The sequence below is a fragment of the Rhodococcus sp. IEGM 1241 genome, from assembly GCF_033142365.1.
In the GTDB taxonomy this organism is placed as follows: Bacteria; Actinomycetota; Actinomycetes; order Mycobacteriales; family Mycobacteriaceae; genus Rhodococcus_F; species Rhodococcus_F erythropolis.
Genome location: NZ_JAWLSE010000003.1, coordinates 568665 through 589326 on the forward strand (window position 1 = coordinate 568665; position 20662 = coordinate 589326).

19 protein-coding genes and 1 riboswitch are annotated in these 20662 nt (G+C 62.3%); of the genes, 7 read left to right on the plus strand and 12 right to left on the minus strand.

The window, feature by feature from the left end:
• Positions 1-6 precede the first annotated feature (6 nt).
• Complete coding sequence (locus R4P70_RS17655) at positions 7-1170, minus strand: NAD(P)/FAD-dependent oxidoreductase (RefSeq protein WP_317831048.1); 1164 nt, start codon at positions 1168-1170, stop codon at positions 7-9.
• A gap of 75 nt (positions 1171-1245) precedes the next feature.
• Here R4P70_RS17655 and R4P70_RS17660 point away from each other — a divergent pair, with 75 nt between their 5' ends.
• Complete coding sequence (locus R4P70_RS17660; RefSeq protein ID WP_020906975.1) at positions 1246-1926, plus strand: TetR/AcrR family transcriptional regulator; 681 nt, start codon at positions 1246-1248, stop codon at positions 1924-1926.
• A 25-nt stretch (positions 1927-1951) separates the two neighbouring features.
• Here R4P70_RS17660 and R4P70_RS17665 read toward each other — a convergent pair whose 3' ends face one another.
• Positions 1952-2863, minus strand: coding sequence for a LysR family transcriptional regulator (locus R4P70_RS17665; RefSeq protein WP_019747644.1), 912 nt, complete (start codon positions 2861-2863; stop codon positions 1952-1954).
• A 90-nt stretch (positions 2864-2953) separates the two neighbouring features.
• On the opposite strand from R4P70_RS17665, the gene R4P70_RS17670 reads away from it, so the two are divergent.
• Entirely contained in the window at positions 2954-4039 is a 1086-nt protein-coding gene (locus R4P70_RS17670; RefSeq protein ID WP_044480105.1) for a TDT family transporter, read from the plus strand.
• 74 nt (positions 4040-4113) lie between these two features.
• The gene (locus R4P70_RS17675) at positions 4114-4755 is read left to right on the plus strand and encodes a dihydrofolate reductase family protein (protein ID WP_029254966.1); all 642 of its coding nucleotides are present in this window, start codon (positions 4114-4116) and stop codon (positions 4753-4755) included.
• 49 nt (positions 4756-4804) lie between these two features.
• Here the strand turns inward: R4P70_RS17675 and R4P70_RS17680 are convergent, their stop codons facing one another.
• Positions 4805-5113, minus strand: coding sequence for a rhodanese-like domain-containing protein (locus tag R4P70_RS17680; RefSeq protein ID WP_019747641.1), 309 nt, complete (start codon positions 5111-5113; stop codon positions 4805-4807).
• Between the two features lie 85 nt (positions 5114-5198).
• Between R4P70_RS17680 and R4P70_RS17685 the strand changes: the two genes are divergently transcribed.
• Positions 5199-6038: a CPBP family intramembrane glutamic endopeptidase gene (locus R4P70_RS17685; protein ID WP_031330946.1), complete on the plus strand. Its 840-nt coding sequence runs from the start codon at positions 5199-5201 to the stop codon at positions 6036-6038.
• Between the two features lie 33 nt (positions 6039-6071).
• Positions 6072-6962, plus strand: coding sequence for an alpha/beta hydrolase (locus R4P70_RS17690; protein WP_060938826.1), 891 nt, complete (start codon positions 6072-6074; stop codon positions 6960-6962).
• On the opposite strand, the gene R4P70_RS17695 is transcribed toward R4P70_RS17690, so the two are convergent.
• The 4 genes from R4P70_RS17695 to R4P70_RS17710 form a co-directional block, all read right to left on the minus strand.
• Entirely contained in the window at positions 6949-7956 is a 1008-nt protein-coding gene (locus R4P70_RS17695) for a zinc-dependent alcohol dehydrogenase family protein (protein ID WP_047888593.1), read from the minus strand. The genes R4P70_RS17690 and R4P70_RS17695 overlap by 14 nt on opposite strands.
• A 58-nt stretch (positions 7957-8014) precedes the next feature.
• Positions 8015-8785, minus strand: coding sequence for a glucose 1-dehydrogenase (locus R4P70_RS17700; RefSeq protein ID WP_020906972.1), 771 nt, complete (start codon positions 8783-8785; stop codon positions 8015-8017).
• A 14-nt stretch (positions 8786-8799) separates the two neighbouring features.
• Positions 8800-9147: a hypothetical protein gene (locus R4P70_RS17705; RefSeq protein WP_007727425.1), complete on the minus strand. Its 348-nt coding sequence runs from the start codon at positions 9145-9147 to the stop codon at positions 8800-8802.
• A 216-nt stretch (positions 9148-9363) separates the two neighbouring features.
• Positions 9364-12651, minus strand: coding sequence for an error-prone DNA polymerase (locus tag R4P70_RS17710; RefSeq protein ID WP_283569602.1), 3288 nt, complete (start codon positions 12649-12651; stop codon positions 9364-9366).
• A gap of 269 nt (positions 12652-12920) precedes the next feature.
• On the opposite strand from R4P70_RS17710, the gene phoA reads away from it, so the two are divergent.
• Entirely contained in the window at positions 12921-14453 is a 1533-nt protein-coding gene (gene phoA / locus R4P70_RS17715) for an alkaline phosphatase (RefSeq protein WP_047888592.1), read from the plus strand.
• A gap of 37 nt (positions 14454-14490) precedes the next feature.
• Here the strand turns inward: phoA and R4P70_RS32725 are convergent, their stop codons facing one another.
• The 5 genes from R4P70_RS32725 to R4P70_RS17735 are packed head-to-tail and all read right to left on the minus strand — an operon-like array spanning position 14491 to position 18119.
• The gene (locus tag R4P70_RS32725; RefSeq protein ID WP_411742474.1) at positions 14491-14655 is read right to left on the minus strand and encodes a (2Fe-2S)-binding protein; all 165 of its coding nucleotides are present in this window, start codon (positions 14653-14655) and stop codon (positions 14491-14493) included.
• Entirely contained in the window at positions 14634-15260 is a 627-nt protein-coding gene (locus R4P70_RS17720) for a hypothetical protein (protein ID WP_317831049.1), read from the minus strand. The genes R4P70_RS32725 and R4P70_RS17720 overlap by 22 nt, the downstream gene beginning before the upstream one ends.
• The gene (locus tag R4P70_RS17725; protein ID WP_081098365.1) at positions 15257-16090 is read right to left on the minus strand and encodes an ABC transporter ATP-binding protein; all 834 of its coding nucleotides are present in this window, start codon (positions 16088-16090) and stop codon (positions 15257-15259) included. The genes R4P70_RS17720 and R4P70_RS17725 overlap by 4 nt, the downstream gene beginning before the upstream one ends.
• Positions 16087-17127, minus strand: a complete 1041-nt coding sequence (locus tag R4P70_RS17730; RefSeq protein ID WP_029254959.1) for a FecCD family ABC transporter permease — start codon at positions 17125-17127, stop codon at positions 16087-16089. The genes R4P70_RS17725 and R4P70_RS17730 overlap by 4 nt, the downstream gene beginning before the upstream one ends.
• The gene (locus R4P70_RS17735) at positions 17124-18119 is read right to left on the minus strand and encodes an ABC transporter substrate-binding protein (protein WP_029254958.1); all 996 of its coding nucleotides are present in this window, start codon (positions 18117-18119) and stop codon (positions 17124-17126) included. Before R4P70_RS17735 ends, R4P70_RS17730 begins: the two co-directional genes overlap by 4 nt.
• Before the next feature lie 115 nt (positions 18120-18234).
• A riboswitch (cobalamin riboswitch) is annotated at positions 18235-18381 on the minus strand.
• A 71-nt stretch (positions 18382-18452) separates the two neighbouring features.
• On the opposite strand from R4P70_RS17735, the gene R4P70_RS17740 reads away from it, so the two are divergent.
• On the plus strand, positions 18453-20573 hold the full coding sequence (locus R4P70_RS17740) for an MMPL family transporter (protein WP_019747630.1): 2121 nt from the start codon (positions 18453-18455) through the stop codon (positions 20571-20573).
• The last annotated feature ends 89 nt before the right edge of the window (positions 20574-20662 follow it).

The window sequence follows — 20662 nt, forward strand, 5'->3', positions numbered from 1 at the left end:
CGTCCATTATCCGGATACGGAAGCAGCGCCGGTGAAGAAGTCGACCAGTGAATACGGTGCGCCTTCACCGAGGCAGAGATCAAGGATCACGTGCGAGTCAGCGGCCTCGGATGCACTGCGCACGAACATCGCTTCCTCGTAGCCGCTCAGTGCCGCTTCGATGTCGTCCGGGTGCGCGGCGATCGCCCTTCCCAGTTCGGCGCCGTCGAACATGGCCAAGTTCGCACCCTCACCGGACGGAGCCATCAGATGTGCCGCGTCACCGAGGAGCGTGACCCCAGGCACGCGATCCCATCGGTGCTCGTCGGGAAGTGCATGGATCGCGCGCGGAATCGGAGCGGTTTCGCCGTCTGTGATCAGCGCAGTGAGTTCCGTTGCCCAACCGTCGAACTCGGCCGCGACCCGCGCTGTCGCAGCAGCGGCGTCGGTGAAATCGATACCGGCAAACCACTCCGCCGTACGGTTCAGCTGGACGTAGGTGTGCACGATGTCCCCCGCCTCTCGATGCGCGGCGATCGCTTTTCCGGGTGCGGGCGCGTACATCGCCCCGTCACCGACTGCCTCGGCTGCAGCCGAATGCTTCTCGTCGACGTCGTACAGATACGTCTCGACGAACGTGGTGCCGACGTATTCGGGCTTCGCATCGGAGAGCAAGGGGCGGATCTTCGACCAGGCACCGTCGGCGCCGACGAGGAGGTCGGTAGTCACCGTCGAACCGTCGGCAAAGGTCAGTTCGTGTCGGCCGTCGGCGCGCTCGTCGGCGGTGTTCAGTGAGCCGAGCGAGCGGACACTGTCGACCTTGCGTCCCCATTCGATCATGCCGTCCGGAAGGGATTCGAGCAGGATCCGTCGGAGGTCTCCGCGCAGCACTTCAGGACGGACTCCCGTGCCGTCATCGGGTTCGTCGAGGAGTACAGCGGCGTGTTGATCGAGTACGCGCGACGCGGCACCGCCCTCGTGGATGATCGCACGGAACTCGTCGATGAGGCCGGCAGCATCGAGCGCCGCCTGACCGTTGTGTTCATGGATGTCGAGTTGGCCGCCCTGCGTGCGAGCTTCTGCCGACGGTTCCGCCTCGTAGATCTTCGACGGAATTCCGTGAACGTGGAGGACGCGCGCGAGGGTCAGACCGCCGAGGCCCGCCCCGATGATCGTTATCGAGTTGCTCATGTTTGTTTCCTTTCAGCCTTCTATTGGAACGTCGTTCCAGTGTCCATCTTGGAACGACGTTCCAGATATGTCAAGATGGTGCGCATGGCGACCAGGAATCAGCGGACCGAACGACGTACGGACGCGCTCTCGAAGGAGCGAATCGTCGAGGCTGCGATCGAGATCCTCGACGACGAGGGCGAAGCTGCGCTGACATTTCGCGCACTCTCCGCACGCCTGGCAACAGGTAGCGGGGCGATTTACTGGCACGTTGCCAACAAGAGCGAACTGCTCGCCGCGGCGACCGACGACGTCATCGCCCGCGTGACCACCGAAGGAACCGAAAGCGCAACCCCACGGGAGGCGATCCGGATCATCACTCTCGGTGTGTTCGACGCGATCGACGCGCACCCGTGGGTCGGCACCCAACTCTCTCGCGAGCCGTGGCAATCAGCGGTGATGCAGATCTTCGAGAGTCTGGGAGGGCAACTCCAAGCACTCGGCGTTCCCCAACCGGCACAGTTCGATTGTGCGTCCGCACTCCTGAACTACGTGCTCGGCCTCGCCGGACAGTATGCCGCGGGTGCCCGCCTCCTCCCCCGCGAGACAGATCGGTCCGCCTTCCTCGCCACCGTCGCGCAGCGGTGGGAAGAACTCGATTCCGCGAAGTACCCGTTCCTCAATCAGGTGACGGCGCAATTGCGCGACCACGACGACCGAGAACAGTTTCTGGCAGGCATCGATCTCATCCTCGCGGGGATCGACACCGTCCGATAGCAGCCGTTCCCGTCAGCCGCAGCCGTCAACGCGAATGAACAGCAGTATTGGAGCCGAGCGCTATGTCGAGGAAATCTCTTGCCGCACCGCGCAATCCGCGATCGGGATCCCAGACGGCTTGGAGTCGCCTCGGCATCCGCAAGCCGTCGACGTTGACCGCGACCAGTCGGCCGTCCGTCAGGTCGGCAGCAACGGCCAACGACGACAGAACGGCGGGCGCGTTGCCTGCCACCACCGCAGCCTTGACTGCGGTGCACGAGGTGAGCTCGAGCAACGGCGGCACACAATCGGGAACAGCATTCTCGAGCGTCAGACGCGTCCCTGACCCTGACTCGCGCTGAATCAGCGGCGTGCGTGCGAGGTCCGCAACCGGAACAGGCACACCATTGGCCCAGTCGTGTCCCGGCGGCACAACCACGACGAGGTGATCACGCGCTACCTCGCACGACGCGAGCGCCGACGGCACATCCGGACCTTCGACGAATCCGATATCGGCCTGGCCTGCCTGCACTTGAGCAGAGACATCCGAGGAATTGTGCAAGCTCACCGACGCCACGACGTTGGGGAACTTGTGCCGCATCGCGACCGTCCATCCGGGAACCAGATACTCGGCGATGGTCATGCTGGCGGCAACTGTGACGGCAGCGTCGCGTTCACCGCGAAGTGCGGCAACTCCCGATGCCATTTCCTCGGCACTGACGAGGATGTGACTTGCCCACTCGAGAATCAGACCGCCCTCGGCGGTGGGACGAACACCGGTCGCCGCTCGATCGAAAACCTTGATTCCGAGCTGCCGTTCGACCGAACGCACCCGGGCGCTGACCGCTTGCTGACTGAGTCCGTGCTCCCGGCCGGCAGCGCCCATGCTGCCTAGACGCCCTACGGAAAGCAGGACGTCGAGGGCACTGAGTTCCGGCACCCGAGGAGACAACGACATAGACCAAGATTAGACCCACAAGGCGAGATTGTGGGCATTCAAGGACAACCGGCCTACCGGTACGAACCGGATGAGACGACAGTGAAATACATGACCACCACAACGAGTCCCACCTTCGCCCACATCACCCCGAACTGGTTCGCGGCAGCGATGGGAACGGGAATCGTCTCGGTGGCCGCAGCTTCGCTCGAACCGGAGATCGAAGGCTTGAAGCTGGTCTCGGAAATCTTCTGGGTTCTGGCGGTTCTCGTACTGTGCGCCTTGATCGGCGCATTTGCCACCCATTGGTCACAACATCGATGTCAGGCCCTCGCCTACCTGCACAGTCCCGCGATGTTCCCGTTCTACGGAGCCGTCGCCATGGCCCTACTGACCGTGGGATCGGCAACCGGCATCACCGGGCCGGACTTCCTCGGCCACGACGTGGCGATCACCGTCTCGCTGACTCTGTGGATACTCGGCACGGCACTCGGCCTGGTCACCTACGTCGTGATGATGATTCGTCTCGTTCGAGATGCTGGGATGGCGACGGCAATGCCGTTCTGGCTGATGCCCGTCGTACCACCGATGGTCTCGGCCACCACCGGCGCAGCGGTCAGCACCCACATGCCCGAAGGCGCTCCGCGCATCGCGGTACTGATCTTCTGCTACATCCTGTTCGCTCTGGCACTGACCGCCGCTATCGGCATTCTGATAGCCGTCGCGAGGCAGTTCGCACGCAACCGCTCGGCCGGCGTCGACGTGATCCCGTTCAATGCCATTCCCTCGCTGTGGATTCCGTTGGGCGTGATCGGACAGTCGATCGCAGCATCCAACCTGTTGGCCGCCGCCTCACGGCATGCACTCAGTACCGAGCACGCCGACACCCTGCACGAATTCGGAATCGCATACGGAACCGTCGTCGGAATCATCGGCGTCATCGCATTTGTCACCGTCACCACCGTGACCATCCACGCACTGCGCCGCGGCTTGGACTTCTCGCTCGGTTGGTGGAGCTTCACCTTCCCCATCGGAGCATGTGCAGTCGGAGCGAATGCCTTCGGAGTCGCCACCGGTTCGACACTGATTCTGGGAATCGCACTTGCCCTGCTGACCGTGCTGATCCCCATCTGGGCAACCGTCGCGGTGCGGACCGTCCGATCGATCCGCAGTGGAGCTCTTCCCGCGGCTGCATGAATTGGCACCGATGAGTTTTGCCTCGCCGTACGGTCTGTACTCACGTAGACCATTGTCGAGAGCGGGAGTACATGGTGAGTCAGTTATTACGAGTACAGAATTTCAGCGTTTCCAGTGACGGAATAGCCTGCGGTCCGGACCAAAGCTTCGAGAGCCCGTTCGGCCTGGACCACGGTGAAATGTTTGCGTGGGCGGGAGCTACAGCGAGCTGGCCCAATCGCACCGATCCCGGCGGCAGCCGAGGCATCGACGACTATTTCACGCGGGACTTCTCCAACAACATCGGTGCCGAAATCATGGGCCGCAACAAATTCGCACCATACCGCGGCCCTTGGGAGAATCTCGAGTGGCAGGGGTGGTGGGGCGACGAGCCACCGTTCCACACCCCGGTTTTTGTCTTGACCCACCACGTGCGGCCGTCGTTCACGCTATCGGACACGACATTCCACTTCGTCAACGCTGACCCGGCGACGGCCCTCGAGCAGGCACGTGAGGCAGCGCAGGGCAAGGACGTTCGACTCGGCGGCGGGGTCAGCACTATCCGTGAATTCCTCGACGCCGATCTGGTCGACACGATGCACATCGCTGTCTGCCCGATCGAATTCGGATCCGGTCTACGCCTGTGGGAGACACCTGATGAGTTGCGCGACCGCTTCAACCTCGAAATCGTGCCGAGCCCGAGCGGCGTGACGCATCACCTGTTCTGGCGAAAGTGACCGGTGGGGGGCGGCTCCCGAAACGGGAACTGCCCCCATCAGTTGTGTCTTAGGCTCCAGTCTCGACCTGGCGCCCCGACTGGTACCACGCCATTGTTCCACCGGCCACCGAAACGGCATTGATGCCACGGGCCTGCAGATACTCCGCGGCCTGCAGGCTACGGCCACCGACGGCGCAGATGATGTACACCGTTTCCGCGTCCGGAATTTCACCGACGCGAGAGACGAATTCGCTGAGCGGAATGAGCGCCGCACCGGGAACTCGGACCTGAGCGAACTCGTCGGGCTCACGGACGTCGATCAGCGGCTCACCTGCCGCCAATGCCGTGTCCAGTGCATTCAAGTCGACTTCCAACATGTCTTCTGCGTCCTGCCTTCGTGTTCGCTGCTGTCCGAATAGACGGTACCGCGTGATTTCGTGTGGTTGCCTTTACGATCTGACAATGACCAATACTGTTCCCGAAAAGTCGGGTTTTTGGAGTCGACCCACTTTGTGGAAGTTGCTCCTTCTCATCGTTGCCTATTTGGTCTTCTACCTTGCCGCCGGGCAGGTGATCTCGCGTGTTTTCGCCGACCAGATCGACACGGACAACGTGGTCTCGAGTGCCTCGAGCATCATCTTCGGCGTCATGTTGCCCATCGCGATCGGTGCAGTTGCGTTGCTGATCTTCACGGTCAAGGTCGGCTGGCTCAGCAGTATCTTCGGTCCTCAACCGGTACGCGGACGCGGCTGGATGTGGATCGGGCCGATTATCGTCGTTGCCGCCATCGCTGCCCACCTGGCCGGAACCGACTGGAGCGCGTGGTCGGCCGGCGAAATCGTCTCGTTGATCGCCCTCGGTGTATGTGTCGGTCTCGCAGAGGAATTGGTCACCCGAGGTATTGCAGTGAAGATGCTTCGTGATGCCGGCCACCGAGAACGCTTCGTCGCTGTTGTGTCGTCCCTACTGTTCGCACTCATGCACACGGTGAACTTCATCGCGGGAATGGAACTGGCAACAGTCCTTGCCACCGTCGTCTACACCTTCGGATTCGGAATGTGCATGTACTTGACCATGCGCGTGACGGGCACGATCTGGGCCGCAATCGTGTTGCACGGCCTCACCGACCCCACCACCATTCTCTCGACCGGCGGGCTCGACACCTCGGTGACGACGGGTGCCAGCGGAGCCACCACGATCGCCACACTGCTCACTGTCGTGCTGGTCGCCTTCGGCGTAGTTGCCATCTTCTTCATCCGCGGCCGGGTCGGCGAAGAGCAGCCCACGCGCGTCTCGGCCTGACTGATCGCATGGGTACAAGACATACTTGTACCCATGCCTTCTCGGACCACACATTCGATCACCGTCGTGACCGCATCTTTTGTTCTGGCACTATCGGGCGCCGTCACACACGCCAGTGCGGGGGTTCCGGCCGCTCCCGAAGCCGCGACTACCGAATCCATCGCATCGGAGTCGATCAGCGATCTGTACGCAGCCCAGGGTGCGCACGAGGTGGCGGCCGACTCGGTTCCCGGATACCAATTGTTCTACCCAGCCGACTTGTCCGCTGATGGCAAGCGGCATCCCGTCATCACGTTCGGCAACGGCAGCTACGCGACGTTCGAAGAGTACGAGGCCCTCCTCCGACACTTTGCGTCGTGGGGTTTTGTTGTTGTGGTGGCCGACAGCAGTGTGACCGGCGACGGTACTGAAATCTTGGGTGCCGCTCAGTACCTCGTCGATCAGAACACCAACGCTGAGAGCATTTTTCACCAGAGGATCGATACCGACAACATCGCCTCAGTCGGACACTCCCAGGGGGCAGGTGGCGCGATCAACGCTGCAACGCAGTCGGCGAATCTGATCACCGCCACTGCGGTGCTCGACCTGCCGGACCCGTGGTGGGCTTCGCGACCTGTCGATGTCGTCGACGTGGCGAAGTTGACCGGGCCGACGTTCTTCATGACCGGCGCCGACGATCCGGTCTCCACCGCCGATCCACAAGCTGAGTACTTCGACAAAACCGCAGCACCGGCGGTCCGGGGCAGACTACTTGGCGTCGGCCACAATTGGGCCGCCGACGGCGAAGGATTCCGGGGTTACCTGACCGCGTGGCTGAGGTTCGCCCTCAGCGGCGACCAGACTGCCGGACGTGCGTTTGTCGGCGACTCGGCGGAAATCCTCACCGATCCCCACTGGGACCGGCAAGCGATCAAGGGTTTGTGATGACGATCTTGCCGTAGGCCTGCCCGGATTTCTGCTGCTCGAACGCCTCGGCAAGATTGTCCAGACGGTACGACGAATCGATGACGGGACGAAGCGCGAGGCTCTCCAGCCCTGCAACCATCTCCTCCTGATGTGCACGACTGCCCACCAGAACACCTTCGATGGTGACCTGTTTGGTCAGTAGCGAAGTCAGGTCGATCGACGACGACGGGCCGTTCATGATGCCCAGCGCGCAGATCCGGCCGCCTGGTCGGACTGCCGCCAGAGATTGACCGAGGGTGGACGGCCCGCCCACGTCGAGCACAAGGTCGATCCCGCCGCTGAGCCGCATCGCTTCCGATCCCCAGTCCGGGCGCTCACGGTAGTTGACCACGTGATCGGCACCTAGCTCGGTCAATCGAGCCATCTTGTCGGGAGCCGACGAGGTTGCGATCACCTGAGCTCCAGCAGCTTTGGCAAGCTGGACGGCAAACAGCGCTACCGTGCTGGTCCCGGGAATCAACACCGACGAACCTGGGATGATCGGGACGCCGGCAAACAATGCACGCCACGCGGACAAGCCCGCAGTGGGCAAGGTAGCGGCTTCTTCGTACGTGTAGTTTCGCGGCATCGACGTCACTGCCGATACCGGCACGGTGACGGTGTCACGGGCGAACCCGTCGACGCCGTCACCGGGTGAATTTCCGAATCCGTCGAAATCCGGTGCACCGCTGCGCCAATGCGGCAGATAGGTGCTCATCACACGGTCCCCGACCCCGAACTGTGTGACGCCGTCGCCGACGGCAACTACCTCGCCCGCTGCGTCGGACAAGAGAATGCGAGGGCCGTCGGTCGGTATCTCGCCGGTCGCCACGAGGTAGTCGTGGTGGTTGAGCGAATTCGCGCGGATCGCGATCTTCACCTCACCCGCACCTGGCCCTGGCGTCTCGATCGTCCTCGATTCGAGGTTGTTCAACCCTCCAGGCGGAAGTACGTATACAGCGCGGTTGGTCATGGTGTGGATCCTCGCACGATTGACGATTTCGGGTGACGTTCGGAAAGGGTTCCGCTGCTCAGAGGAGAGAAGCGGTGAACCCTCCGTCGAGAACCAGGCTGCTGCCGTTGCACCACGACGACTGGTCGCTCGCAAAGAACACTGCGGCGGCGGCGACTTCCTCGGTCCGGCCGTAGCGGGTTTGCTTCGTGACCATCAGGTCGTCGAAGCCGCCGGACTCGAGGCCGAGTGCGTTCTCGAAATCCTGTTGGTGACTCTTGACCAGGTCTGTGTCGATGAATCCGGGTAGCAGGGCATTGGCTCGGATTCCGTGGAAGCGAAGTTCGGCTGACAGGGTTTCGGTGAGATTGCGAACTGCTGCTTTGGCGGCGGCATAGCTACCGATCAAGGGCGACCCGGTGGTCGACGAGATCGACGAGATGTTCACGATCGAACCGCCTCCGGATGCGACGAGCGCGGGTAGCGAATGACGGACGGTCAAGAACACTCCATCGAGGTTGACCGACATGACTTTCCGCCAGTCCTCGAACGAGGTCTCGATCAGCGGAGTCGTGGTGGCGATGCCGGCGTTGGGTACTACGACGTTCAGTCCGCCGAACTCTTCGACCGCCCTGGCGACGAGATCCTTGACCTGCTGTTCGTCGGTGACATCAGTGGTGACAGCGATAGCTCCGTCGATCGAGTCCGCCACTGCCTGTGCTGCGTCACCGTTGATGTCGGAGACTACGACGCTCGCGCCCTCCGCCCCGAATGCCCGGGCAATGGCGGCGCCGATTCCGGCACCTGCGCCGGTGACAATTGCAACTTTGTTCGCGAGAAGATCGGACATGTCAGCGTTCCCCTTCAGTTCTCGGTCGGGACGTAGAAAAGCAATTCGGGTCCGGTGTCGCCGGTAGTCGCGATGGCCTCGGACATGTCGAGAGTCCCGTCGCCCAAAGCACTTCCCAACGCCTGCGCCGTGCCCGCGAGATCTTCCGTGTCGAGTTGATAGATGCTCAGGTAGCGGCGCGCGGGCAATGCATCCTCGGGCAGCAACTGCACATCCGCCAGGAAGAATCGGGAGGCGGAGACAACTCCAGGCACTCGTTCGACGACCTGCGGAATATGCACGTCGTCGTACCAGCGGTTGAACGCGTCCTCCGAAGACGGATCGGCAGGGTGTACGTGTGCGACGAGAATCGCTGTGCTCATGGAGTTCCTCTTCAACTCGAAGTGCTTTGGATTCAGCATGTTTGGAAGGCGACAATATTCACCAGCGAGGCCACTGGTCGTGGCGGTGCCAGGCGATTCGATGGCCGCTCAAGCGACAACCCTAGGTAGGGATTGTGACCCGCGCCATATGCTCGGAGGTCAGAGTTGAGCTCCACATTTGTCCTCTCGGCACAAAACTCCGAGCAGAATCGGGCATTAGCGAAAGTCTCGCGACTTGGCTGTGACTCGCAGATCCATCAGCTGCATCCGGTCTGCCACGACAGTGACAGCGCCTTCCGCATTTTGCACCTTTCCTCGAATAAGCAACGCCGGCGCCGTATTTGCCAGTTTTCGGTACTTTGCCCACAACCCCACCGAACACACGACATTGACCATGCCGGTTTCGTCTTCGAGGTTGATGAACGTGACGCCCGCAGCTGTGGCCGGACGCTGCCGGTGTGTGACCGCTCCCCCTACCAGCACACGGTCGCCGTCCGGGATGTCGAGCAGCCTCGAAGCCGGCACCACGCCGAGCGCGTCGAGCTGTGGGCGAAGAAACTGTGTCGGATACGTGTCGGGAGATACTCCTGTCGCCCAGACATCCGCTGCCGCCAATTCGACGTCGCTCATGCCGGGAAGGGTGGGAGCTGTGACCGACGCACCGATACCGGGCAAGCGGTCCGGACGCTCCCCTGCCGCAGCGCCCGCGGCCCACAGCGCTTCTCTACGCGAGATGCCGCAGCTGGCAAGCGCGCCGGCAGTCGCCAACGATTCAGCTTGCGCGGTAGTCAGTTCCACCCGACCGGTCAGATCGAGAAACGACGTGAACGGTCCACCGAGGTCGCGCTGTTCGACAATTTTCTCGGCGAGCGCATCGCCGATGTTGCGCACTTCCCCCAGTCCCAGCCGAACCTCGAATCCACCTGCCTCGACGGTGGCATGCGCGAGGCTGACATTGATGTCTGCACCGTGTACCTGCACTCCGTGCCGGCGCGCATCGGCGACCAGGGACTGTGGTGAGTAGAAACCCATCGGCTGCGCTCGCAGAAGTCCGGCACAGAACGCGGCGGGGTGATGAAGCTTGAACCACGAGGAGTAGAAGACCAGTGCGGCAAAACTCTGTGAATGACTTTCCGGAAAACCGAAATTAGCGAATGCGTACAGCTTTTCGTAGATTCGGTCGGCAACCTCGTCGCCGATGCCATGTAGGTCTCGCATGCCCTGGTACAGCCTCGCTCGCAGTTGCTCCATCTTCTCGGTGGAACGTTTCGATCCCATTGCCCGACGCAATTGATCGGCCTCGGACGGCGTGAAACCCGCAACGTCGACGGCCATCTGCATCAACTGTTCCTGAAACAACGGAACCCCCAATGTGCGTTCGAGTGCCTTCTCGAGCGACGGATGGTCATAGGACACAGGTTCGAGTTTGTTGCGCCGGCGGATGTACGGATGGACTGATCCGCCTTGAATCGGCCCGGGACGGATGAGCGCGACTTCGACCACCAGGTCGTAGAAATTTCGAGGCTTCAGACGCGGCAGTGTCGCCATCTGCGCACGTGATTCCACTTGGAACACCCCTACCGAATCTGCCCGCTGCAACATCTCGTACACCGCTGTTTCCGACAGATCGAGATGCGCCAAATCGACTGTGATGCCTTTGTGTTCGGCCACCAGATCCATCATGTAATGCAAAGCCGAGAGCATGCCGAGCCCGAGTAGATCGAACTTGACCAACCCAGCGGCAGCACAATCGTCCTTGTCCCACTGCAGGACACTGCGATTGGCCATCCGCGCCCACTCCACCGGGCAAACGTCGGCGATGGGACGATCACAGATGACCATTCCGCCGGAGTGGATACCGAGGTGCCGTGGATAGCCTTCGATCTGCGCCGCCAGTTCGAGTACCGGACGCGGAATATCGGTATCCGCATTCTTGTCGATACCACCCCACCGGCCGACCTGCTTACTCCACGCATCTTGCTGGCCCTGCGAAAAGCCAAGCGCGCGGGCCATGTCCCGCACCGACGACTTTCCTCGATAGGTGATGACATTGGCTACCTGCGCGGCATACGTACGCCCGTATTTCGCGTACACGTGCTGGATCGCCTCTTCCCGGCGATCCGACTCGATGTCCACGTCGATATCCGGTGGGCCGTCGCGCTCGGGCGCAAGAAACCGCTCGAACAGCAATTTGTTGCGAACCGGATCGACGTTGGTGATGCCGATCGCGTAACACACCGCAGAGTTCGCAGCGGAACCCCTTCCCTGACAGAGGATGTCGTTGTTCTTGCAGAACGACACGATGTCATGCACGACCAGGAAGTATCCGGGAAAGTTCAATCCCTCGATGATGGCAAGTTCATGTTCGAGCTGTTTGTATGCCTTCGGTGCACCTTCCGGGGGTCCGTAGCGTTCCAGCGCCCCGACCATGGTCAGCTCACGCAACCACGACGCCTCGGTATGCCCGGCAGGAACGTCGAACGGTGGCAATTTGGGCGCGATGAGCTTGAGATCGAAAGCGCACTCACGACCAAGATCGGCGGCACCACTGACAGCCTCGGGATAGAGCGAGAACAGCGTCGCCATCTCCGCGCCGGACCGCAGGTGTGCTCCGCCGGTCGGAGCCAACCATCCAGCTGCCTCATCCAAGCTTTGACGCGCCCGCACAGCTGCCATTGCCATGGCGAGGCGTCGACGCGGAGGAGCGGCGAAGTGTGCGGCGGTGGTCGCCACCGTACGTAGTCCACGTTCTCTCGCCAGTTCTGCAAGAACGGCATTGCGCTCGTCGTCCTCCGCCAACCCATGATGAGTGAGCTCCACCGACACTCGCTCCGCCCCGAAACGCTCGACCAGATCCTGCAAGGCCTCCGCCGCGGCTTCGCGACCACCCGACGTCAAGGCTTGCCGCACATGACCTTTGCGGCACCCGGTCAGGATCTGCCAGTGCCCACCGGCGGCTTCGGTCAGCGCGTCGTAGTTGTACTGCAGTTTGCCCTTCTCACCGCCCGCCAGATGTGCGGCGGCTATCTCCCGCGAAAGACGGCGATATCCTTCCTGCCCACGGGCAAGTACCAGAAGATGCGTTCCACCGGGATCTGCCGTCCCAGTTCTAGGTACCGAATCGAGCGACAACTCGGCCCCGAACACGGTCCGCATTCCCCATTCACGCGCAGCCTCCGCAAACCTCACCACGCCGTAGAACCCGTCGTGATCGGTGACGGCAATCGCCTCGAGCCCGAGACGCACAGCTTCCTCGACCAGCTCTTCCGGCGGTGATGCGCCGTCGAGGAAGCTGAAGGCCGAGTGAGCGTGCAGTTCTGCATAAGGAACCACGCCGGTGCCACGAGTGAGTTCGCCTGCGTGATACTCGCCGCGCTTTCGTGACCAGGCGGGACTGTCACTTCCGTCGCCCGGGAACAAATCCTCGTGTTCCACGCGGCCTGGCCGTCCGGACAGCACCCGTTCCATCTCGGACCACGTCGGCGGCCCATTTCCCCAACCCACACTGACCTCGCACCTGATCGAGCCGGCCGTCACGGGACGACCGACTGCTCGAGGATGCCGAAAGGGAAGACGCACCACATGCATCGAACTGATGTTCGATGCAGATTCAGTCTGACAGGTCACTCACCCGCAGTCAACAGAGCGAATCTCAACCCTCACCGTCTCGTCACATTCAGATGTACGCATGTCTGCACTCCGTTCACTTTGGCCCCAGATCATTAGCGGCGTTCATAATCTCCATCCATACTGTTTCCAGGAGTACTACTCGTATGTCGTTCTCGCGCAACACACGTAGGTTGACGGCCGTCGCCGGCGCCGTCGCCGTTCTGGCCGCCGCCGGCTGCAGCAGCAGTGCCGACGAGGCAACAGGCTCCAACGGCACGACCGTCGATCGCGCCGCGACCGGCGAACTGTCCTCGAACGGTGGTGCTCGCCGCATCGACGGTGATCAGTCGGCCGCGGTGCGTGACGCCGTCAACGCTTCCGGCGCGAAGAACGTCATCCTCCTGATCGGGGACGGCATGGGCGACTCGGAGATCACCGCCGCGCGCAACTACGCCGAGGGTGCTGCTGGCAGCTTCGCCGGCCTCGACGCCCTGCCGATCACCGGCCAGTACACGCACTACGCACTGACCAAGGACGGCAAGCCCGACTACGTCACCGACTCCGCTGCCAGTGGATCGGCATGGTCCACCGGCACCAAGACCTACAACGGCGCGATTTCCGTCGACATCAAGGGGCAGGCCCAGTCGACCGTCCTCGAGATCGCCAAGGCGAACGGCAAGGCCACCGGCAACGTCTCCACCGCCGAGGTGCAGGATGCCACCCCCGCAGTGCAGGTCGCGCACGTCAGCGGCCGCAAGTGCTACGGACCCGAGGCGACGTCCAAGTCCTGCCCGGAGAACGCCATCGAGAACGGCGGCAAGGGGTCGATCAGCGAACAGCTCCTCGCCACCCGCGCCGACGTCACCTTTGCCGGCGGCGCCAAGTCCTTCGCTGAAACCGCGAAAGCCGGTGACTGGCAGGGCAAGACCCTCAACGAGCAAGCTGCCGCTCGTGGCTACCAGCTGGTGAAGAATGCCGCCGAGATGAACGAGGTCGGCAAGGCCGATCAGGACGCACCCGTGCTCGGGCTGTTCGCCGACGGCAACATGCCCGTCCGCTGGGAAGGCTCTGTCGCCACCCGCGACGGTTACCTGCAGCCCGCCGAAACCTGCGTCGACAACCCCAAGCGAACCTCCGACGTACCGAAGCTCGCGGACATGACGCAGAAGGCGATCGATCTACTGAAGGTCAACGACAACGGATTCTTCCTCCAGGTCGAAGGTGCCTCGATCGACAAGCAAGATCACGCAGCCAACGCGTGCGGTCAGATCGGTGAAACCGTCGACCTCGACGAAGCTGTGCAGAAGGCACTCGAATTTGCGAAGACCGACGGAGAAACCCTGGTCATCGTCACAGCCGACCACGCTCACACCAGCCAGATCGTCACCAACGTCAGCGCAGACGACATCGCCACCATCGCCAAGGACCAGAACATCCCGGTCGAGCGCGCCCAGGAAATCGTCTACCCCGGTCTGACCCGCAAGCTGACCACGAAGGACGGCTCGGAGATGACGATCAGCTACGGAACGTCCGAAGATCCGGCCGTCGAATCCGAAGGGCATACCGGAACTCAGTTGCGCGTAGCAGCTTTCGGCCCGCACGCGGCCAATGTCAGCGGCCTCACGGACCAGACCGACCTGTTCTTCACGATGACCGACGCGCTGGGACTCGACCGTTCCAAGGTCGCAGCTCACTGACCTGACCAAACCCGACCCGGTAAAAGCCTGGGTCCAGTCACACCAGAGTAGCCAAGGCGCGCACCCGATCTTCGGGTGCGCGCTTCGGGCAACTGGTGCACTTGCCTTCACCTGGCACCTCGTAGATCAGGCAGCACGATGCCCGCTGCGTGAATCTGCGTCGCCCGGATGCCACCGGTGTCAACGGATTAGAAACGCGCACAACACTTTCATGCGGTCGACATCGACGAAACGCGGGACGGGAATGCCCGGGTTCTCACCGCGGAGAACACCGATCAGACCAGCAGCAAATGCACTTCCGCGCTCCCTCGCGCTACCGGCGGCGTCGAGGCTGCGATTGGCGATGGAGTCCGTCGCGATCGCCCACAGCGCCTGCTGCCGAACGCCGGACACCTCGGCGAGTACCTCGATCACGGGACTGAGTGAGCGGAGCATCGCGTGGCCCAACTCCGCCACACTCCGCGAGATCGGAATGACCGATCCGGCAGCAAACCCGCCCAGATAGCCGTTGTCACGCAAGAAGATCCGCCCACCGTTCAACGATGGATCGGCCGCGAACCCGGTGACCATTCCGGTTCCGATCGGAATGCCAGTCAGCGTGGAACTGGCCGAGTACCACCACAATGTGCCGTTCACTCGGCTGTCCGCACTCCCCCATCGCTCGGCCGTATCGGCGACACGTGCTGCCAACCACTGGGGGTCGGTCATCAACACCGCGGGCACCGTATCCGGATACGCGCTCAGGTTGTCGAAGAACGGCACCGCTAATGCCATACGGGCGTAGATCCCGGCTACCGATTCCGTCATGCCAGCCCCAATATCTCCATCCGCGGACGTACTCCGCGTTCGACTCGCGCCTTGATGCCGAAAACCTCGGCCAACAACGGCTCGTCCAACACCTCGACCGTAGACCCACACGCGCGGAGTTCACCTTCGGTGAGCACGGCAAGGTTGTCGCAGTACTCGACTGCCAACCGTAGATCGTGCATCGTGACCACAACCGCGAGCCCCGCCGACGCAAGTTCGGCGAGCAATTCCATCACGATCAACTGGTGACGAAGATCGAGATGATTGGTCGGCTCGTCCAACAACAGAACCTTGGGCTCCTGAGCCAATGCGCGCGCTATCGAGACACGTTGCCGCTCACCACCCGACAGGGTGGACACGTCGCGTCCGGCAAGCTCGACCAAACCAACCTGCTCGATGCACCGGTCCACGATGGCGGTATCTCGCTCAGTGCTTCGGTCCAACCAGCTACGGTGCGGAGTTCGTCCGAGCGCGATCGATTCACGAACCGAAAGTCCTGCCGAGACAGTAGGTTCCTGGACGCTCGCCGAGATGGTTTTGGCGATGTCCTTACGCGAGAGCGTCGTCGAGTCGGCTTGATCGATCAGAACTGCGCCACCTGTCGGAGTCAAAGCGTTGTAGCAGCAGCGCAGCGCCGTCGTCTTGCCACTGCCGTTGGGTCCGACCAAGCCCAATATTTCACCGGACGTCACCGCGAAAGTGATGCCGCGCAAGACTTCGCGGTTGCCAAGCCGCGCCCGGGTCTCGACGAGTTCGAGCAGAGGCGCAGCTTCGCCGTCCTTCGGGCGTGTCACTGTTCTGGTCTGCGTCACTGTTCTGGTCTGCGTCACTGTTCGAGCCTCCGATACTGCCGGTAGAGCATCCAGACGAAGATCGGTGCACCCACGAGGGCGGTGATCACTCCGACCGGAACTTCGGTGGATTGTGCCACCGAGCGCGCAGCGGTATCCGCGGCAACCATCGCGACGGCGCCCAGAAGGGCTGCAGCAGGGAGCAGTCGAATTGCTCTGGTGCCGACGATGAAACCGGCCAGATGTGGGATCAGGAGGCCGATGAATCCGATTCCACCGGCAACGCTGACTGCCGCGCCCGCCAGTACGGAGACCGCAAGCAAGGACAACACTCGGAACCGTCGGACGTTCATACCGAGTGCTGCAGCCCCGTCGTCACCGGTCTGCAAGACGTCCATCCACCGCGAACTGAACAGAAGGGCCGTGCCGACGACGACCAGTGCGATCGTCGGGAAGATCAGCGTCGACCATCGCGCATCACCGAATCCGCCGGCAATCCAGTGCATCACCGACGTCACGTGCCGATCATCGGCCAACACCAGGATGCAAAAGGTGATGAGCGCCGAGAATATCTGGGCGAGCGCTACACCCACCAAAATGATCGCGGTCGGCTGCGGATACCGGCCGCCGATCAGCAGTGCGAGAAACAACGGGATCATCGCCCCGACGAATGCTGCGACCGGAATCGTGAAAACCCCGAGGAGGCCGGCGCCGAAACCCAGCACCGACACGAGCACCACCATGAATCCCGCACCCGACGAAACTCCGAGCAGATACGGGTCGGCAAGAGGATTCCGTGTGACAGCCTGAGCAACAGCACCCGACATCGCCAAGGAAGCACCCACCACCGCAGCCGTGAGTGCACGTGGCAGGCGGGAGTCGATCACGATCGACTCCCGCGCCGCGGTCCACCACGTTTCGAAAGTCCCTGGCGCCAAACGGGCTCCGACTATCGCCCAGACGTCACCGACGGGAATGCGAACCGATCCCAAGGAGACGGCCAACCCCAGGACGATCGCCAAGGCGACCGCCAAGCCGACAAGTAGGGCGCCGTACCCGTAACGCGTGCGGGTCACTTCGCCGCGTCAGCGCCCGGATGGAAGGCCGTCGCGATGGTCTGTGCCGAACGCACCAACCGTGAACTCTCGAACAGGTCCGCGAGAGGAACCACGACGAACCGGTTCTGCTGCACAGCAGGGGTGGTCGCCATCAACGGCTGCGCACGGAGGAAGTCGATCTTCTGCTCGGCCGTCTTGTCGCCGTAGTCGATGACCACGATCGCCTGGGGTGCACGCTCGGCAACAGCTTCCCACGATGCGTCGATGTAGGGCTTTGTCCCTTCGGCGAAGATGTTCGAGACACCGGAGTATTCCGCGACCAATTGACCGACGCCGACTCCGCCGATAGTCGTCGGAACCTGGTCACCACTGTCGTAGAAGAAGGTCGGTACCGGCGCCGCGTCCCCGACCGAAGCGCGGACGGAATCGAGACCATCGCTGATCTCCTCTGCGACCTCGCGGGCGGAATCTTCAACGCCCAGGACTCGACCGAGTTGCGTGTAGTCGTTCTCGAGCAATCCGATGTCGGGGAAACCGGTGCCACAGTATTCGGAGAACAAGAAGGTGTTGATTCCGCGCTCGCCGAAGGCGTCTCGGGAACGGCCCTGCTTCTCGTTGAAGGCACTGGTCATTCCTCCGACCACGAAGTCCGGGTCGACGTCGAGAACCTGCTCCATGCTGGGGAACGTATCGGAGAGGCTGGGAATCTTGTTGAATACATCGGCGGTCTCGGCAGTTGGCGGATTGTCGCTGTACGCCCGACCGACGATCCGGTCACCCGCACCGATTTCGATGAGCGCCTCGGTGACATGCCCGTTCAAAGACACGATGCGCTGCGGCGGCGAGTCGAAGGTCATCTCTCGATCGCAGTTGGTCACGGACACAGGCTGTGCGAAGGATTCCGCAGCAGACGCGGACTCTGATTCCTGGCCTTTGGAACAACCTGCCGAAACCAAGGCGACCGCGATGAGAACAGCGGCGGCGCGGGACGGGGAGAACTGAAGTGACACGGGGACCTCGTAAGGGCTCTGAGCCACGAATGAGAATCCGACAGACAACTCCGCCCGCACACTGATACTCGGCCAGAGCTCCTGCTGGACTTCCTTTTCGTAGACCACGACGAATGGATGTCGCACACCGCGCGGTGGGTAATCGGGCTTGCCGACGCTCGGTGACTACCGAGAATCGACCTACCGTTGCGGGTCAGCGCCGGATTCGGACCGGCTTCCCCCACACACGTGGCTTGCAAGTGCTTCGAGCAGTATGCATGACGTTTCCGATTCAAGACCAAACGCCCACTACAGTCGATCTGGCCAGACGCCCCCACACACCGGAGTTGATACATGACACGCTGGGCCCAAACCGTCGTCGCCCGGAAATGGTGGGTACTGAGCCTCGCGGTTCTGATAGTTCTCATCAGTGGGGTGTGGGGACTCGGAGTGTTCGGCAAGCTCAGCCAGGGCGGCTTCATCGATCCGGGCAGCGACTCCGCGAAGGTTGCGGACATCATCGAAGACAATCTCGGACCGCAGACCCCGGACATCATCGCGATCTACTCACCCACCGACGGTAAGACCCTCGACGACATCGGGCCGGCAGTGACGGCCGCCGTCGACCAGTTCAAAACGGAAGTGCCGACCGCGTCGGTGAAGTCGTATTGGGGAACGGACGCCGCGGCCAAGGCCAGTCTGCTCTCGAACGACGGATCCATGGCGGCCGTTGCGATCACGTTGGCACCGGACTCGGGCGTCACACCTGCTACTTTCGCCGATCTCTTGCCGAAGCTCGAAGTTGAAGGTGCCGAGGCACAATTCGCGGGTAATACCGTTGTCGGCGTCGCGTTCAACACCAAGCTGGAGAAAGACCTGGTGGTCGCCGAAGCCATCGCCATTCCGATCACTCTGGTGCTGCTGGTCTTCATCTTCGGCGGCGTCGTCGCTGCGGCGGTTCCGGTGTTCGTGGGTGTACTCAGTGTCTTGAGCGCCTTGGCGGTTCTGCGAGTCCTCACGCTGATCACCGATGTGTCCTCGTTCTCGATCAACGTCGCTTCTCTTCTCGGGTTGGGACTTGCAATCGACTACGGACTGTTCGTGGTCGGTCGGTTCCGTGAAGAACTGAATTCGGGCTCGGACCCGGGAGCGGCTGCGCAGCGGACAGTTCTGACCGCGGGTCGCACCGTCATGTTCTCGGGTCTGCTGCTGATCTGCGCGTTCAGCGGCATGCTCGTTTTCCCGCAGGCCGTCATCCGGTCTTTGGGTTTCGGTGCGATCGCAGCAGTACTGAGCGCGGCAGTTCTGTCGCTGACCGCTGTGCCTGCGCTGCTTGCCATTCTGGGGCATCGCATCAACGCCCTGACGTGGCGCAAGGATGCGGCGCAACGCGGCGAGGAACGCTCGCGCAAGTTCTGGGGCCGCGTCGTCACGTGGGTGATGAAGCGTCCGGTCGCGGTCTCGGTGACGATCGTGGCCGTGCTGCTCGTGATGGCCTCGCCGCTGCTCGGTGCCCGTTTGGGAGAACTCTCGTACACCGCACTCCCGGACAACGACCCCGCTCGCGTCGCAATGGACACGTTGGTCAACGACTTCCCGCAGACCGGCAACGGCGCGACGATGATCCTTCAGGCCGAGGACGGGAACACTCTCACCCCGGCCGAAGGTGCAGCGATCGCCGAGTCCGCCGGTCAGGTCGAGGGCATCGGTCAGGCGACCGTCGTCGCGAGCACCAATCAACTCATCGCGGTTCAGGCTCTCTACAGCGAGGGCTCTACACCCCAATCACAGAGCACCGCAGTGACAGATCTGCGCGCGATCTCCGCTCCTGACGGAACAGTGCTGCTTGTCGGTGGCGGTCAAGCCATGGTCGACGACGGCAACAACGCCGTCCTGCACTGGTTGCCGGTGATGATCCTCATCATGGTCGGATCGACCTTGATCCTGTTGTTCCTCGCGTTCGGTTCGGTGGTCCTGCCCATCAAGGCGGTACTGATGGCCGCGCTGAGCCTCGCGACCACCTTCGGCGTCCTCACCTTCGTCTTCCAGGACGGTCACGGCGTCGAACTCCTCGGGGTCAGTCAAACTCCGCTGGAGGCGACGTTCGTCGTGCTCATCCTGGCGGTGGTGTTCGGATTGTCCACGGACTACGAGGTTTTCCTGATGTCCCGGATGGTCGAGGCCAAGAACGCGGGAGCGACGACGGAGGAAGCAGTCAAGTTCGGAACCGAACGCACCGGCCGAATCGTGACGGCCGCCGCCCTACTCCTGATCGTGGTGACGGGGGCATTCGCGATGTCCGGGTTGTCGGTGATGAAGTTCCTGGGCGTCGGCATGATCGTCGCGCTGATCGTCGACGCGACCATCATCCGCATGTTGCTCGTGCCCTCGCTCGTGAAGTTGATGGGCGAAGCGAACTGGTGGGCTCCGGCCTGGATGAAAAAAGTTCACGCGAAGGTCGGCATCGGCCACTGATTTCGGGCCACTGATCACGCACTAGTGGATTTCCCTGATCGGGCAGTCGTCCTCGAGGATGACTGCCCGATCGCCTAAATCGCTCCGCA